Annotated in this window: 4 protein-coding genes and 9 pseudogenes; all 13 read right to left on the bottom strand. The window is 73.4% G+C overall.

Annotated features, from left to right (window positions below):
- Positions 1 to 698, bottom strand: a 698-nt coding sequence (locus FF86_RS66305; protein ID WP_396229872.1) for a beta-ketoacyl synthase N-terminal-like domain-containing protein, incomplete at its 3' end; no start/stop codon positions are given.
- 4 nt (positions 699 to 702) lie between these two features.
- Positions 703 to 1472: pseudogene (locus FF86_RS66300) on the bottom strand (phosphopantetheine-binding protein); the annotation flags it as partial.
- Position 1473: 1 nt separating this feature from the next.
- Positions 1474 to 2400: pseudogene (locus tag FF86_RS66295) on the bottom strand (amino acid adenylation domain-containing protein); the annotation flags it as partial.
- Position 2401: 1 nt separating this feature from the next.
- Positions 2402 to 3263, bottom strand: a pseudogene (locus tag FF86_RS66290) (condensation domain-containing protein); the annotation flags it as partial.
- A gap of 1 nt (position 3264) precedes the next feature.
- A pseudogene (locus FF86_RS66285) lies at positions 3265 to 3629 on the bottom strand (condensation domain-containing protein); the annotation flags it as partial.
- A gap of 1 nt (position 3630) precedes the next feature.
- A partial coding sequence (locus tag FF86_RS48305) for a condensation domain-containing protein (RefSeq protein WP_242418747.1) occupies positions 3631 to 4065 on the bottom strand: 435 nt, incomplete at its 3' end.
- A 1-nt stretch (position 4066) separates the two neighbouring features.
- Positions 4067 to 4345, bottom strand: a pseudogene (locus FF86_RS66280) (hypothetical protein); the annotation flags it as partial.
- 1 nt (position 4346) lies between these two features.
- Positions 4347 to 8990 (bottom strand): annotated as a pseudogene (locus FF86_RS66275) (type I polyketide synthase); the annotation flags it as partial.
- 139 nt (positions 8991 to 9129) lie between these two features.
- A pseudogene (locus tag FF86_RS66270) lies at positions 9130 to 11226 on the bottom strand (type I polyketide synthase); the annotation flags it as partial.
- A 1-nt stretch (position 11227) separates the two neighbouring features.
- Positions 11228 to 14877 (bottom strand): annotated as a pseudogene (locus tag FF86_RS66265) (acyltransferase domain-containing protein); the annotation flags it as partial.
- Between the two features lies 1 nt (position 14878).
- Positions 14879 to 15043, bottom strand: a pseudogene (locus FF86_RS66260) (hypothetical protein); the annotation flags it as partial.
- A gap of 1 nt (position 15044) precedes the next feature.
- The coding region (locus FF86_RS66255) for a type I polyketide synthase (RefSeq protein ID WP_396229879.1) at positions 15045 to 16254 on the bottom strand (1210 nt) is incomplete at its 3' end.
- 102 nt (positions 16255 to 16356) lie between these two features.
- Positions 16357 to 16735 (bottom strand): VOC family protein (locus tag FF86_RS14070; protein ID WP_242418746.1); only part of this gene is annotated, 379 nt, incomplete at its 3' end.
- Between the last annotated feature and the right edge of the window lie 45 nt (positions 16736 to 16780).

The following is a 16780-nucleotide window of genomic DNA, read 5'->3' as shown; positions in this document are numbered from 1 at the left end:
CGGCAGTGCCCGTCCGGCGAGAGGATCCCGCCCGGCTCGTACACGTACCCGCCGCGCAGCGGGACACCGACCGACACGCCGCCGGCGAGGGCGAGGTCGCATTCGCCGTTGAGCAGGCTCTGGCAGGCGAGGTGCACCGCCGTCAGCGAGGTGGAGCAGGCCGTCTGGACGGTGATGCCGGGGCCGCGCAGGTCGAGCTTGTAGGACGTCCGGGTGGCGAGGAAGTCCTTGTCGCTGGCGAGCAGGGTCTGGTAGGCGGCGCTGGACTCCACCGCCCGCGGGTCGGCCATCACGTTGAACAGCAGATAGGAGTTGAGGCTGGCGCCGGCGAACACGCCGATCCGCCCACCGAAGGCGCGGGGGTCGCCGACCGCCGATTCCACCGCCTGCCACGCGCATTCGAGGAACACCCGGTGCTGCGGGTCCAGCAGCTGCGCCTCCCGGGGGGAGAAACCGAAGAAGCCCGCGTCGAACAGGTCCGCGTCCTCCAGCACTCCCTTGGCCCTGACGTAGTTGGGCAGTTCCAGCAGGGCGGGATCGACGCCCGAGGCGAGCAGCTCCTCGTCGGACAGGACGGCGATGCTCTCCCGACCCTGCGTGAGGTTGGTCCAGAAGGCGTCGACGTCGGGGGCCGCGGGGAAGCGCCCGGCCATCCCGACGATCGCGACCTGTTCCAGGTCCTGGGCTGCGTCTGACACGTGGTCACCTGCCGTTTCGTGGGCGCGCCCGGCGAGCGGCCGATTGCTGGCGTTGGATCTGGGAGCGGCGACGGCTCTCCGCGTGGTCGCGTGCGGCGTCCGTCGCGCCGTCCCGCGGGGCGGCCGGCCGCCGGAGGTGGTCGGCCAGGGAACCGACCGTCGGGTGCTGGAAGAGCTCGACCATCGACAGCTCCCGACCGACGGCGGCGGTGAGCCTGGTCCTGAGCTCGGCCATCAGCAGCGAGTGACCACCCAGGTCGAAGAAGTTGTCGTTCATCCCGACCCGTTCGACGCCGAGCAGCTCCCGCCACAGCGCGGCGATCGCACGCGGCAGGTCCTCGCGGGGGGCCACAAAGGGGGTCCGCACCCGTGATCGGTCGAGTTCGGGCTCGGGCAGTGCCGCCCGGTCGACCTTGCCGTTGGGGGTCAGCGGCAGCGCGGGCAGGACGACGAACGCCGAGGGCACCATGTACTCGGGCAACCGCCGCTGCAGATGATCGATCAGCTCTCCCGTCCCCTGCGGGCCGAGGTCCGCGGGCTCCCCCGCGGCGGTCAGGTACGCGACCAGACGGGTGTCGCCCGGCCCGTGCTCGCGGGCGACCACGATCGCCTCGCGTACCCGCTCGTGCCCGGCCAGGGCGAACTCGATCTCGCCGAGCTCGATCCGCAGGCCGCGCAGCTTGATCTGATGGTCCAGTCGCCCGAGGTATTCCAGGGCGCCGTCCTCGCGGTGGCGGGCAAGGTCGCCGGTCCGGTAGAGACGCGCGCCCGGGGNCGCGTCGAAGGGGTCCTCGACGAACCGCTCGGCGGTGAGCTCGGGCCTGCCGAGGTAGCCGCGGGCCAGGTTCCGTCCGGCGATGTGCAGCTCGCCCGGCACCCCCACGGGGACCGGCCGCAGCCGCCGGTCGAGCACGTGGATCCGGGTGTTGGCGATCGGGAACCCGATCGGGACCGGACGCGGGTCGTCGTCGCGTTCGCAGGCCCAGGCGGTGACGTCCACGGCGGCCTCGGTCGGGCCGTAGAGGTTGTGCAGCTCGGCGCCCGAGCGCTCCAGGAACCGGTCCTGCAGGTCGCGGGGCAGCGCCTCGCCGCTGCAGATGACCCGGCGCAGCCCGGTGCACTGCGCCACGTCCGGCTCCCGCAGGAACACCTGCAGCATCGAGGGGACGAAGTGCAGGGTGGTGATGCCCTGGTCGCGGATCGTCTCGACGAGGTAGCGGCTGTCCCGGTGCCCGTCCGGCCGGGCCACGACCAGCGTGGCACCGGTCATGAGCGGCCAGAAGAACTCCCAGACCGAGACGTCGAAGGAGAAGGGGGTCTTCTGCAGGACGCGGTCGGCGGTGTCCAGGCCGTAGGCGTCCTGCATCCACAGCAGCCGGTTGCGGATCGCGGCGTGCACGTTCATCACGCCCTTCGGCCTTCCGGTCGACCCCGAGGTGTAGATGACGTAGGCGAGGTCCTCGCCGCCCACGGCGACGCCGGGATCGTGGTCCGGCTCGGCGCGCAGCTCCTGCTGGAGTTCCTCGACGCAGAGCGTCTCGGCGCGCACCGGCGGCAGCCGGTCCAGGACGGCGCGTTGGGTGAGCAGCACCGGGACGGCCGCGTCCTCGAGCATGTACCGCAGGCGTTCCCGCGGATAGCCGGGGTCGAGCGGGACGTAGGCCCCGCCGGCCTTGAGGATCGCGAGCAGGCCGACGACGAGNTCCGGGGACCGTTCCATGGCGACGCCCACCAGGACGTCGCGCCCCACTCCGAGCCGCCGCAGCCGGTGCGCCAGCCGGTTCGCGCGACGGTTCAGCTCCGCGTAGTCCAGGCTCTGTCCCTCGAAGACCAGGGCCGTTGCCCGTGGAGTTCTGCCGACCTGTTCCTCGAAGCACTCGTGGATCAGGCCCGCGCCGGGCCAGTCCCGCCCGGTGTCGTTGAGATGGACGAGAAGGTGCCGTCGCTCGTCGTCGTCCAGCAGCTCGAGGTCGTCGACGGGCGTCTGCGGACGGGCCGCCACCTGCTCCACGACGCGGCGCAGGTGCCCGGCCATCCGGACGATGGTGGCCTCGTCGAACAGATCGCGGTCGTACTCGAACCAACCGCGCAGACCGCCGGCGTTGTCGAAGAACTGCAGTTCCAGGTCGAAGCGGGCGCCCCGAGCCTGCAGCGGGACCCGGGCGAACTCGACCCCGGCGACGGCGAGCCGCGGCATCGGGTCGCTCTGGTACGACAGGCCCACCTGGAAGATCGGCGGCCTGCTCAGGTCCCGGGGCGGCCGCAGGTCCGACACGATCTTCTCGAACGGGATCGCCTGGTGGGCGTACGCGCCGAGGCAGGCGTCCCTGACCCGCTCCAGCGCGGCCACGAACGCCGGGTTCCCGCCCAGGTCCGCCCGGACCGGAAGGGTGTTCACGAAGAACCCGATCAGTGGCTCGACCTCCGCGCGTTCCCGGCCGGCCATCGGGACGCCGACGACGATGTCGTCCTGATCGCTGTAACGGTGCAGCAGGACCTGGAAACAGGCCAGGAGCACCATGTAGACGGTGGCGCCGTGGCGTCTGCCGAGCTCGCCGAGCCCGCNCATCAGGGGTTCCGGCAGCTCGAAGGGCACCGACGCGCCGTCGAATCCCTGCACGGCGGGCCGCGGGCGGTCGGTCGCCAGCGCCAGGAAGTCCGGCGCGCCCGCCAGCTGACCACGCCAGTACTCCAGGTCGGCTTCCAGGTTCTCCGCGCGCGTCTCCTGCTGCTGCCAGACGGCGAAGTCCCCGTACTGGATCTCCAGGTCCACAAGCGGGGACGGACGGCCCGCGACGAACGCCGCGTAGAGCACGGACAGTTCGGACAGCAGAATGCCCACCGACCAGCCGTCGGCGACGAGATGGTGCAGCGCCGCCGCGAGCACGTACTCCTCGGGCCCGATCCGCAGCAGCCTCAGCCGCAACAGCGNTCCGGTGGCCAGATCGAACGGCCCGGCGAGCTCCTCGGCGATCCGCGCTTCCAGCGGATCGTCCCCCAGCTCCACCTCGGGCAGGTCGATGGACATCCGCGGGTGGACGATCTGCGCCGGCCTGCCGTCGCGCAGTCCGAACGTGGTCCGCAGGGCCTCGTGCCGCCGGACGGTCTCGGCCAGCGCGTCGCGCAGGGCCCGGACGTCGAGCGGGCCGCGGAGGTGCGCGGCGGCGGGGACGACGTAGGCGGGGTTGCCCGGCCTGATCTGTTCCAGGAACCAGATCCCCTGCTGCAGCACCGACAGCGGGAAGGTGTTCTCGGACCTTCCGCTCTGGGCGAGCAGTTCCTCGAACCGGGCCCGCTTCTCGGGCGACAGGGCGGCGAGCCGCTCGGAAAGCCCGGCCGCATCGGTCAGGTCCGCCAGGTCGGCCATGTCACCGCTCCCCGTCCGTCCCGGTGCCTGCCTCGCCCGCGGGCGTCTGCTCGAGCTGCGCCAGCAGGTCGCTCGCGAGGTCCTGGACCCGCCTGACCCGCCGGATGGCCGTGGTCGCACCGGCCACCGCGCCGTCCGGCCCGGCGGCAGCGTCCCCGGCGGGGGTGTCACCGGTGGCTGGGTCCGCGGCGGCTGCGTCCCCGGTGGGTGCGTCCCCGGTGGGTGCATCGTCTGGGAGGGCGTCCACGATCCGCTCTGCCAGCGCCTGGACGGTCGCTCCNCGGAGGAAGACCGAGATCGGCAGGGAGACGCCGAGCCGTCCCTCCAGTTCGTTGCGCAGCTCCACCGCCATCAGGGAGTCCAGACCGAGTTCGATCAGCGGGCGGTCGAGCCCGACCGCCGACGGTTCCGACCGCAGCGTGACCGCGGTGGCCAGCAGGAGCCTGGTGGCCAGCGCGTCCGCTCGCTGCTGCGCCGGCAGCGCGAGCAGGTCCGCGCGTGCGGGCAGCCGCCGGCCGGGGGCTGCGGTCGCGGCGGCCGCCGGCGCCCCGGCCGGGGCGTCCAGCAGCTCGCTCAGCAAGGCCGACAGGGAGACCGCCTGGTAACGGTGGCCCCATTCCGACCAGTCGACCGGCACGACGGCGACCTGCGCCTCGTCATGTCCCGGCAGGTCATGGCCCAGCAGCCGGTGCAGGACGCGCAGCGCCTGGTCCGGCCGCAGGACACCCATGCCGCGGCTGTGGCCGGGCGTGGCCTGCGCTCCACGGGCGGCCATCCCGGTCCGCTCCCAGATCCCCCAGTTGATGCTGAGGCCGGGTCTACCGGCGTTGCGTCGCTGCAGCGCCAGCGCGTCCAGGAACGCGTTGGCGGCCGCGTAGGCGGCGACGAACGGAGAGCTGAGGATGGAGCTGGTCGAGGAGAACAGGACGAAGAAGTCCAGCGGCCGGTCCGCGAAGAGCCGGTCCAGCACCCAGGCGCCCATCGCCTTGGGCCGCAGGCACCACTCCAGGTCGTCCGGCTCCAGGTCGGTCAGGGGCGCGACGTCCCCGGCCCCGGCGGCGTGAACGACGCCGAGGATCGCCGGCCGGCACTCCCGCTCGTGACGTTCCAGAAAGGCGCGGGCCGCGGCCTCGTCCGACACGTCGAACGACTCGACGGTGACGCTCGCGCCCAGGGACTCCAGTTCGCGCACCGCCGCCACGCGGCGGCCCGGCTCGCCCGCCGGGTCGAGCCCGGCCCACTGCTCGCGCGGCGGGACCGGGGTACGCCCGACCAGGATCAGGCGGCGGGCTCCCCGGCGCGCCAGGGATCGCGCCACCTCGAGCCCGAGACCGCCGAAACCACCGGTGATGAGGTAGCTGCCCTCCCTGCGCAGGACGGCGGGCCGGGGCGGGGCCTGCGGCAGGCGGGTGTGGACGAGTCGCGCGACGTAGCGCCTCCCCTCCCGCAGGGCGATCTGGTCCTCGGCCCGGTGGTCGGCCGCTTCGAGCTCGGCCAGCAGCGATGCCGCGACCGCGGCGGGTTCGGCCGCCGGGTCCAGATCGATGAGCCCGCCCCAGACGGCGGCGGCCTCCTGCTGCAGGGACCGGCCCAGGCCCCACAGGGTCGCCTGACCGACCGCGAGCGGGGTCGTACCCGGCTCGGTCGGCTGGACCGCCCCCCGGGTCACCAGCCACAGCCGCGTCGGCATGGTGCTCCTGGCCTCGACGAGGGCCTGCACGACGCGTACCGCGCTCATGCAGCCGGCGTTCTGCGCGCGCAGCGCGGCCTCGACGGAGTCCGGCTCCGTCGCGGCGCCGGTGAGGCTCCACAGGTGCACTACCTGAAGCTCCTCGCCGACGTCCAGCCCCAGGTCGTCCACGAGCCTGACGAGGTCGGCGCGGTCGGCGAGGCGGACACCGGCCGAGGCCGTGCCGTCGAAGCGGTACTCGGCGGCCCGGACGACCCGCACGACGCGTGCACCGCGGTCGACGAGGGACGCGGTCACCTGGTCGCCGACCTCCCCGTCGTCGGCCAGCACCAGCCAGGTTCGCGGGACGTCCGGCGCGGCCGAGGCCGGGGCGGGCTCGGCGGGCCGCCAGGCGAGCCGGTAGAGCAGCTCGTCGTCCTCGAAGCCGGGCAGCTCCCCTTCGCCGGGCAGCTCCGTGTCACTGGACAGCTCCGTGTCACCTGGCAGCTCCGTGTCACCGGGCAGCTCCGTGTCACCGGGCGCAGCGTCGTCGTACTCCGACGGCGACGGCTCGTCGGCGGTGCGGCGGCGCGGCGGCGGGCCGCACCTCGTCCGGTCGAAGGGATAGGTGGGGACGGGGACCTTCGCGCGCGGCCAGCCGCGGTCGAAACCGCGCCAGTCGATGTCCGTACCGTGCGCGTAGAGCAGCGCGACGGTGGACAGCAGGACCTCCCAGTCGTCGTGCTGCGACCGCAGGCTGGGTGCGAGCAGGGCGTCCCGGCCGCCGGGCAGCCCGTCTTTGATCAGGCCCAGCAGGATGGGCGCCGGGCCGAGTTCGACGAAGGTGCGGTAGCCCCCGGCCAGCAGGGTGCCGATCCCCGCGGCGAAGCGCACCGGCTCGCGGGCGTGCCGGCACCAGTAGTCCGCGTCGGGTGCCTTGTCCCACGGCCACAGTGCCCCGTCCACGTTCGACACCAGGGGGATGCGGGGCGGGCTGAACCGCACCCGCTCGGCCGCCCGGCGCAGCGGTTCCAGGATGGGCTCGATCAGCGGGGAGTGCGACGAGGTCGTGATGTGCAGCCGCTTGGTCTCCACCCCGAGCCGCTCGAAGCTCGCGCACAGCGACGCAACGGCCTCACGGTCACCGGAGATCACAATGTTGGCCGGCCCGTTGACGGCCGCGATCGAGACCAGGCCCTCGTGGTCGGCGACCTCCATGGCGACGTCCAGCTCCGGTGCGAACACCGCGGCCATCGCGCCGCGGTCCGCCAGCGTGTTCATCAGCCGGGCGCGTTCGACCACCAGGGTCAGCGCGTCTTCCAGGGACATCGCGCCCGCGACGCAGGCGGCGACGTACTCCCCGAAGCTGTGGCCGAGCACCGCGACCGGCTCGACCCCCCACGACCGCCACATCTGCGCCATGGCGTACTCGACCGAGAACAGCGCCGGCTGGGCGTACGTCGTCACGTTGACCAGGTCCGACCCGGGGTCGCCAGGGTCGAGGAGGTCGGGGTGGAGGACGGCGAGCAGCGGCACCTGCAGCATCGGGCGCAGCAGCTCGTCGCAACGGTCGATCACCTCGCGGAACACCGGCTGCGCCTCGTAGAGCCCGCGGGCCATCCCGGCACGCTGCGGTCCCTGCCCGGTGAAAAGGAAGACGACGTCCGAGTCGCCCGCCTCGCCCACGGCGACCTCGTGATCGGGCCCGCCCCTGACGAAGTCGCCGAGGCGGTCCGCGATCTGCTGACGGGTCGCTCCTTCGACGGCGAGCCGGTGGCGGAAGTGAGTCCGGCCGGTGTTGGCGGAGTAGCACAGGTCCTCCACCGTCTCGGGGCCGTCCCCGTCGAGCCGCTCCTGGTACCGCCGGGCGAGTTCGGTCAGCGCGGTCTGGCTCTTCGCCGACAGCGCCAGGAGCGACCTGGGACGGTGACAGCCGGCAGCCGGTTCCCCGATCTCGCCGGCGGCGGCGGGCTCGGCGGCGGCGGGCTCGGCCCGGGACGGGCCCTCCGCCACGATGAGGTGGGCGTTCGTCCCGCTGAACCCGAACGCGCTCACCCCGGCGATCCGCCGTCCCGCCGCAACCGGCCAGTCCGTCAGTTCTGCGGGCACCGCGAACGTCGTCCCGGCGAAGGACAGATGCGGATTGAGTCGTTCGAAGTGCACGTTGCGCGGGATGGCGCCCCGGCCGAGGGACAGCACCACCTTGATCAGCGCGGCGATCCCGGCGGCGGCCTCGGCGTGCCCGATGTTGGTCTTCGACGAGCCGAGGTAGACGGGCGTCCCGTCCGGCCGCCCGTAGACCTCGGCCAGCGCGTCCACCTCGATCGGGTCGCCGAGCCGGGTCCCGGTGCCGTGCGCCTCGATGTAGGAGACCTCGTGCGGCCCGACGCCGCTCGCGGCGAGGGCGCGGCGCAGGACGTCGCGCTGCGCGTCCCCGTTGGGCGCGGTGATCCCGGAGCTGCGCCCGTCCTGGTTCACGGCGCCGCCCCGGATCACGGCCAGGACCCGGTCGCCGTCCCGGACGGCGTCCGACAGCCGTTTCAGCACGACGACACCGCACCCCTCACCGCGCACGTAGCCGTTCGCGGCCGCGTCGAACGCCTTGCACCGGCCGTCCTCGGAGACCATTCCGGGAAACTGGGAGAAGGCGATGTTGGGCAGCGGCGAGATCACGGCGTTGACGCCGCCGCCCAACGCCAGGTCGCACTCGCCCGAGCGCAGGCCCTGGCAGGCATGGTGGACGGCGACGAGAGACGAGGAGCAGGCGGTGTCGATCGCCTCGCTGGGTCCCCTGAGATCCAGCGTGTAGGAGATCCGGCCGGTGACCATGCTGTGCGCGGTTCCGGTGCTGGCGTAGGCCGTGATGTCACGTGGCAGCCGGAAGGTCTCGGTGCCGAAATCGTTGCTGCAGACCCCCATGAACACGCCTGTGCGGCTGCCGGCCAGCTCACCCGGTGCCTGTCCGGCGTTCTCCAGCGCCTCCCAGGCGACCTCCAGGGACAGCCGCTGCTGGGGATCCATGGCGACGGCCTCGCGCCGGGAGATACCGAAGAACTCGTGGTCGAACTCGTCGATGCGATCGAGGAAGCCGCCCCACCTGGTGTTCATCCGGCCCGGCCGGCGAGGCTCCTTCGAGTAGAACGCATCGGCGTCCCACCGGTCCGGCGGGACCTCGCCGACCGCGTCGATCCCGTCGCGAAGAACCCCCCAGTAGGTCTCGGCGTCGACGGCCCCACCGGGGAACCGGCAGGCGAGGNCGATGATCGCGATGGGTTCGGCGTGACGCCGCTCGGCCGCCTCGAGCTCGGAGACCCGGCGTTGCAGCCGCCCCATCGTGCGGTAGGCACGCCGCAGCGTGTCGGCCGAGGAAGGCGCCTCGTTCACGGAGGTCATGATCATTTTCCTTCGTCGATCTGCGTGAGCTTGGCCAGCAGCAGCGCCTCGACGTCGCCGTCGGGGACGTCGTCGAGATCGGGGACATCGTCGAGATCGGGGACATCGTCGAGATCGGGCTCGTCGTAGAGAGCGAGCCCGGGGCCGGGGGCCCTTCCCGCGGTGGCGGGCGGGGCGGTGACCTCCGGTCCGGCCGCCAGGTCGATCTCCAGGCGGTCGGCCAGGAACGGCACCAGAGCGTCGATGGTCGGGAACCGCCAGGCGACGGTGGCGGGCAGCTCGATCTGCAGCGACGTCTCCAGCCGTCGGCGCAGTTCGAGCGACATCAGCGAGTCGAAGCCCATGGCCGCCAGCGGCGCGGTGACATCGACGCGCGCCGCGTCGAGCCTGAGCACCTGGGCCGCCACCTCGGTGCAGTGCGCCACGAGGACCGCGCGGCGGAATCGTCCGGGCGGAGCCGCCAGCAGCCTCCGGCGGATCTCGCCCGACCGCTGCGGGCCACCCGCCGTCCCGGCCGAGGCGCCGATGACGCCGGCGAGCAGACCTGGCAGCGAACCGTCCTCGGCGGCCGCCCGGAGCCGTCCGCGGTCCAACGGCAGGACGCAGACCTGGGGGACGGGGACGCCCAGCAGCCGGTCGAGGGCGTCGATGCCGTCCCGGGGGCTGATACTGAGCAGGCCCTGGCCCGCGAGCGCGCCGCCGCGGTCGGGTCGGGCCGCGAGCCCGATGTCCGACCAGGGACCCCAGTCGATGCTCAGCGCCGGCAGCCCCCGTGCGTGGCGGTACTGCGCGAGGGAGTCCAGGAAGGCGTTGGCCGCGGCGTAGTTGCCCTGGCCCGGCGAGCCGAGCAGCGCGGCGGCGGAGGAGAACAGGACGAAGAAGTCCAGGTCCCGGTCGGCGGTGAGGCGGTGCAGGTGCCAGGCGCCGGCCGCCTTCGCCGCCGTCACCGTGCGGAACCTCTCCCGGTCCAGGTGGATCAGCAGTCCGTCGTCGAGCACGCCGGCCGCGTGCACGACTCCGGCCGGCGGCGGCATCGAGGCGTCGATCTCCTTCAGGACCGCGGCGAGGTCGCCGGGGTCCGCGACGTCGACGGCGCGGGTCTCGACCGTGGCCCCCCGGGCGGCGAGGTCCTCGATCACCCGCTGGGCCGCCGCCGACGGCACGCTGCGGCCCAGCAGCATCAGCTGGCGGGCGCCCTGTGCCACCAGATACTTCGCGGTCTCCAGGCCGAGCGCCCCGAGCCCACCGGTGATCAGGTAGGTCGCGTCGCTGCGGATCGCGCGGCGGCCGGGCGGGACGGCGACCGTCTCGGTCCCCTCCGGGCGGAGCACGACCTTGCCGATGTGCCGGGCCTGCGCCATGTGGGCGAAGGCGTCCGGGGCCTGCGCATAGCCGAAGATGGTCACCGGGAGCGCGTCGAACTCGCCGCCCTCGAAGCCCCGGACGATCTCGGCGAGCAGTTCGGCGATCAGCTCCCGCTGCTCGGCGAAGGACCGTTCGAGGTCGAGGGCGAAGAAGAAACGGTTGTGGCGGAGCAGGCCGAGCCCCAGGTGGTTGTCCTGGTAGATGTCCTGCTTGCCGATCTCGACGAACCGGCCGTTCGGCGCGAGCAGACCCAGGCTTCGGGTCAGCGCCTCCCCGGTCAGCGAGTTGAGCACGACATCGACGCCCCGGCCGGCGGTCGCGTCCATGACCTCGTCGGCGAACCGGAGCGAGCGCGAGTCCATCACGTGCTCGACGCCGAGGGAACGCAGCAGCTCCCGTTTCTCCGGCGTGCCCGCCGTCGCGAGGACCTCCGCGCCGCGCCGCCGGGCCACCTGCAGGGCGGCCAGGCCGACGCCGCCGGTCGCCGAGTGGATGAGCACCTTCTCGCCCGCGCGGAGCCTGGCCAGATACTCCAGCCCGTAGACGGCGGTCAGGAAGGCGATCGGAATCGCGGCGGCCTCGGCGTCACGCAGGTCCGCCGGGCTGGGCGCCACCAGCTCGGCCCTGGTCGTCACGAAGGCCGCCATGCTGGACGGCGCGACCGCCATCACCCGGTCGCCGACCCGGCAGGTGCCGACGCCCTCCCCGACGGAGACCACCGTGCCCGCACACTCNCCGCCGAGCGGGGCGATGCCGGGTGGCACCCCGGGGCAGATGTCCATGGCCTTGAGGACGTCGTTGAAATTGAGACCGGCCGCGCTGACCTCGATCTCCACCTCCCCGGGGCCGGGCGGGGTGCGTTCGGACAGCGTGGGTCTCAGGCTGCCGAGAATCCCTGGGCGCGTCGCCAGAACCCGCAGGTTGGCGTCCCGGGCCGGGACATACGGCCGCTCCCGCCAGGTCAGGTCCGTCTCGGCCGGCGGGCTGGCGGGCCGCAGTTCCGGCGCGTACCGTCTGCCCGCGCGCAGCGCGAGCTGCCCGATGCCGTCCTGCCGCGACAGCTCGGCGAGCAGCGCGGTGGACTCGGCGGCGTCCGCCGCGCTGGCCGGATCCAGATCGACGATCAGGGGACGGAGCTCGCCGTGCTCCAGCGCGATCACCCTGGACAGGCCCCAGACCTGCGCCTGGCCGAGCGCCGCAGCCGCCTCCTCCCGTCCCACCCGCTGCGCCCCGCGCGTCACCACCACGAGCCGTGGCGCCGTCGCGCCGGGCCGGTCCTGCTGGACGAGCGCCTGCACGAGGTGCAGCAGCGAGATCGCCCTCGGCTCCTCGCCGCCCCGAGTCAGCGCCGCGCCATCCAGTGCGCCGCCGCCAGCCAGCACGTCGCCGCCAGCCAGCACGTCGCCGCCCTCGGCGGGCGGGGCGTCGAGGCTCCACGCGTACAGCACTCCGGCGCAGGGCACCGGCCTGGTGCCGCGCAGGTCCGCGAGGAGGGCGGCGAAGTCCTCCGGGGCGAGCGGATCGATCTCGTACCGGTCGTCGGCCGGCCTGCGCCAGCCGTCGGCGGCGGTGACGGTCACGCACTCGACGCCGCGGGCACGCAGCGCGCCGCGAAGCGATTCGCCCGTTCCGGTCTCGTCGGTGAACAGCAGCCACCAGCCGGCCACGTCGGCTCCGGCGGGGTCGGCGAGGTCGGTGTTCTCAGGCAGCTCGCGCCAGCCGACCTCGAACAGCGCGTCACCGACCGGGTCCGGCGCGGCGCCGCCCAGCCGGCGCAGAGCGATCTCGTCGACCTTCCCCACCGGCTCGCCGGACTCGCCGAAGAGCGCGACGCTGCCGCGCAGCTCGCCCGCGCCGGTCTGCGGCCCGTCCGCGCAGACCGTGGCATGCGCCCAGCGGGGAACCGTACGTTCGGCGTAGAGGGTGACCTGGCCGGCGGCGACCGGCAGGTAGGTGGCCTCGTCCGGCTGCGCCCCGACCGTGGCCGCCAGGACCTGCAGGCAACTGTCGAGCAGCGCGGGGTGCACCAGGTACGGATCGGGGTCCGCGGCCAGGTCGGCCAGGTCGGCCAGGTCCCGCAAGCGCGCGACAGCCTCCCGTTCCCCCTGCCACATCTGTTGGATCCCCTGGAACGCCGGGCCGTACTGCAGGCCGGCCCGGTTCAGCGCCGCGTAGTGCTCGTCGCAGTCCACCGGCCGCGTGCAGCGCCGCCGGATCTCCGCCGGCGTCTCCTGCGGCCGGCCGGCGGACGCGGCCGGGCCGCTGCCGCCGTCCGGGCCGCTGCCGCCGTCCGGGTCGCGGTATCTGCCGTCGGCGACCTGAGTCCAGTCGGTGTCACCGGGTCCGCCGCCACGGGTGAAGATCTGGAACGTGCCCGCGGTGGCGGCCTGCGGAAAGAGCACGAGCTGGAGCGTCGCCTCCGCGGCGGTCTCGGGGACCACCGTCATCCGCTCGAACCTGACGTCCGCCAGGACCGTCCGGCTCTGCGCGAGCACCTCCCTCGATGCCGCCAGCGCCGCGTCCAGCAGCATCGCGGCGGGCAGGACGACGCTTCCCGCCACGCGGTGGTCGGCGAGGTAGGGGAACCCGGCCAGGTCGACGGTCGCGGACCAGTGGTGGGCACCCGCCCCGGTGGCGGACCGCAGGTGCGTTTCGAGCACCGGGTGGCCGGCGTGCGCGGAACGGCGCCGGCGACGGCGCCCGTCGTCGAACCAGTACCGCTCCCGCTGCCATGCATAGGTCGGAAGGGTGACCATCGGCGCCGCCGCGCCATGGATTCTCCTCCAGTCGACCGGGAATCCCGCCGTGTAGAGCCGGCCGAGTTCGGCGAGCATGCTCTCGCGGCCCGGGGTGCCGGGCCGCAGCGACGCCGCCACCACGCCGTCCGCCCGCTGGTGCGACATGCGCTCGGACACCGCGGCGCCGAGCATCGGCTGCGGGGAGATCTCCACGAACACGTCGTGACCGACGTCCACCAGGCCGGTGATCGCGCGGTCGAACAGCACCGGGCGGCGCAGGTTCGCCGCCCAGTACCCGGCGTCGAGTTCGGTGCCTCCGACGCGCTCCCCGGTGACGGTCGAGATCATCGGGATCGCGGCCGGAACGGCTTCGAGGCCCGCCAGCAGGCGCCGGAACTCGTCCGCCAGCGGATCCATCAGCGGGCAGTGTGAGGCGAAGTCGACCGCTTCGAGAACCCGGCAGAACACGCCGGCCGCGTCGAGGGCCGCCGCCGTCCTCTCGACCGCAGTGGCCTCCCCGGACAGCACCGTGGAGTCCGGCCCGTTGCTCGAGGCCACCCACACCGGTCCCGAGTCCAGCTCGGCGAGCAACCGTCGCGCCTCGGTGTCGGAGACCCCGGCCATGGCCATCCGGCCCCGGCCGGCCGCGCCGCGCAGCACCTCACCACGGCGCAGCGTGATCCGCAGAGCGTCGGTGAGGGTCAGCACCCCGGCGACATGGGCGGCCGCGATCTCGCCGACACTGTGGCCGACGACCGCGGCCGGCTCGACGCCCCACGACCGCCACAGCGCCGCCAGCCCCACCTGGACGGCGCACAGCGCCGGCTGGCCGACGGCCGCGTCACCGAGCCGGGACTGTCCGGCGCCGGCCGTCAGCTGTTCGAGCAGGGACCAGTCCGTGTACGGCCGAAGGGCCGCGTCACAGCGTTCCAGCACCTCGCGGAAGACGGGTTCGCCGTCGAGGAGGTCGGGGGCCAGCGGCCACCAGCGGGGGCCCTGGCCGGAGAACACGAACACCGGCTTCGGGTTGCCGCCGACGTGCCGTCCGCCCCACGACAGGCCGGGCCGCTGCGCACCGTCCCGGAACGCGGCGAGGGCCTCGCCCAGGTGCGCCCACGTCGTGCCGACGCCGGCCATCCGGAACTCGTGGTGCGATCGCCGTAGGGCCGCGGCCGAGCAGAAGGCTGGCAGGGAAAGGCCCTCGTCCCGCCGGGCGATCAGTTCTTCGTACCGTCCGGCGAGTTCCCGCAGCGCCTGCGCACTGCGGGCCGAGACGGTCAGCACCTGCGGCTGGCTGTCCGCCGACCGCTCGTCCGGGACGGCGGCCGCAGCCTGGGCAGGTTCGGGCCTCGGTGCCTGCTCGACCACGACGTGCGCGTTGGTGCCGCCGAAACCGAAGGAGCTCACGCCGGCCAGGGCCGGGTCCGGTGACGGCCACGGCCGTATCGTGTCGGCCACTCGCAGGCCCAGGTCGTCGAAGGGGATGTGCGGGTTCGGCCGCTCGTAGTGCAGGCTCGGCGGGACGGTCCGCTCCCGGACCATCAGCGCTACCTTGATCAGCCCCGCGACGCCGGCCGCCGCCTCCAGATGCCCGAGGTTCGTCTTGGCCGACCCGATGAGGCAGGGCAGACCCGGGTCGCGGTCGGCNCGCAGGACCGCGGAGAGCGCCTTGGCCTCGATGGGGTCGCCGAGCAGCGTCCCGGTGCCGTGCGCCTCGACATAGTGCACCCGCCCGGGCGCCACCCCGGCGTCGGCGTAGGCGGCGCGCAGCACCGCCTCCTGGGCCTGGGGGTTGGGCGCCATGATGCCGTTGNTGCGGCCGTCCTGGTTGACGGCGCCGCCGCGGACGACCGCGTAGATCCGGTCCCCCTCCGCGATCGCCCGGCGCAGCGGCTTGAGGACGACGATGCCCGCGCCTTCCGAGCGCACGTAGCCGTCGGCTCGCTCGTCGAAGGCCTTGCACCGGCCGTCGGCCGCCATGGCGCCGGCCTTGCTGAAATTGATGGCGATCGCCGGTGACAGGATGGCGTTCACCCCGCCGGCGAGTGCCAGCGAGCACTCCCCCCTCGCCAGGCTCGCGCACGCCTGCAGGACGGCGACGAGAGAGGAGGAGCAGGCGGTGTCGACGGCCAGGCTCGGCCCGCGCAGGTCGAACAGATACGACAACCGGTTCGCCGCGATGCTCAGCGCGCTTCCCGTGCCCGCATGGGCATCGATCCCCGCCAGATCATCGAACTGGAGCCGCCCGTAGTCGTTCGTCGCGACGCCGACGAAGACCCCGGTCGAGGAGCCCGCCAGCTGGTCGGCGACGACGCCTGCGTCCTCCAGGGCCTCCCAGGCGACCTCGGCCAGCAGCCGTTGCTGCGGGTCCATCCGCGCCGCCTCCTGCGGGGAGATCCCGAAGAAGTGCGGGTCGAACCGGTCGATGCCGTCGACGAAACCGCCCCAGCGCGTGGTGATCTTCTCGAAGGCCGTCGCGTCCCATCGGTCCGCGGGGACCTCGGTCACCGCGTCTCGTCCCTCGCGCAGCAGCCGCCAGAAGGATTCGGGGCCGTCAGCGCCGCCGGGGAAGCGGCAACCGATCCCGACGATCGCGATCGGCTCCCGGGACACGCCCCAGCGCGCGCGGGCGTCGCCCGCGTCGTCCGCCGGGTCCGTCTCGCCCGCCGGGTCTGCCGGGTCCGTCTCGCCCGCCGGGTCCGCCGGGTCCGTCTCGCCCGCCGGGTCCGCCGTGGGGACGTGCTCGTCGGCTCCCCCTGCCGGGGCGGTGAGAGAGCCGACGTGGTCCGCCAGCGCGGCGATCGTCGGATGCTCCCACGCGAGGGTCGCCTCCAGGTCAGCCCCGAGCAGGTCCTCGAGTCCACCGAGCAAACCGATCAGATCCGCCGAGTCCAGGCCGAAGTCCACCATGGGGACGTTCGCGTCCACCGACTCGGGCGGCCGTTGAAGGCGATCGGCGATCTCGTCGGTCAGCCACCGTACGATCTGCGCCTTGTGAGCCGCGCCGCCGGCCGCGCCGGGCATCGCCTCGCTCTTTCCGCCGTCAGGCATCAACGGTCCCGGGAGGAGCCGGCTCCACCAGCTCGATAAGCACGCCGCCGACATCCTTCGGGAACACGAAATTCNCCCGTGCGCCCGCCGTGCCGCGCCGGGGCGTGTTGTAGAGCAACCGGACGCCCCGCGAACGCAGCTCGGCGCTTGCCGCCTCGATGTCGTCGACTGTGTACGCGACCTGCTGAATACCAGGTCCGGAGCGGTCCAGGAACCGCGCGATCGTCGAATCCGGCGATAGCGGGGCGAGAAGCTGCACGCACCCGTCCGTCGGGCCGGGGCCGACCGCCAGCATCGCTTCGCGCACGCCCTGCTCGGGGTTGTCCTCAATGTGCAGACAACGCATGCCGAAAACGCGCTCGTACAATTCGATGGACTCGTCGAGGTCGGCGACCGCCACACCGACGTGGTCGATGCGGCGCAGACCTATTCCCTTCACCCGGGCTCCGTTCATATCCGAGACGGCGGAATGGACATCGACAGAGGGCGCGTTTTCCGC

It is taken from the genome of Frankia sp. CpI1-P (genome assembly GCF_001421075.1).
Classification (GTDB): Bacteria; Actinomycetota; Actinomycetes; order Frankiales; family Frankiaceae; genus Frankia; species Frankia torreyi.
This window is presented reverse-complemented; position numbering and strand designations above follow the sequence as displayed.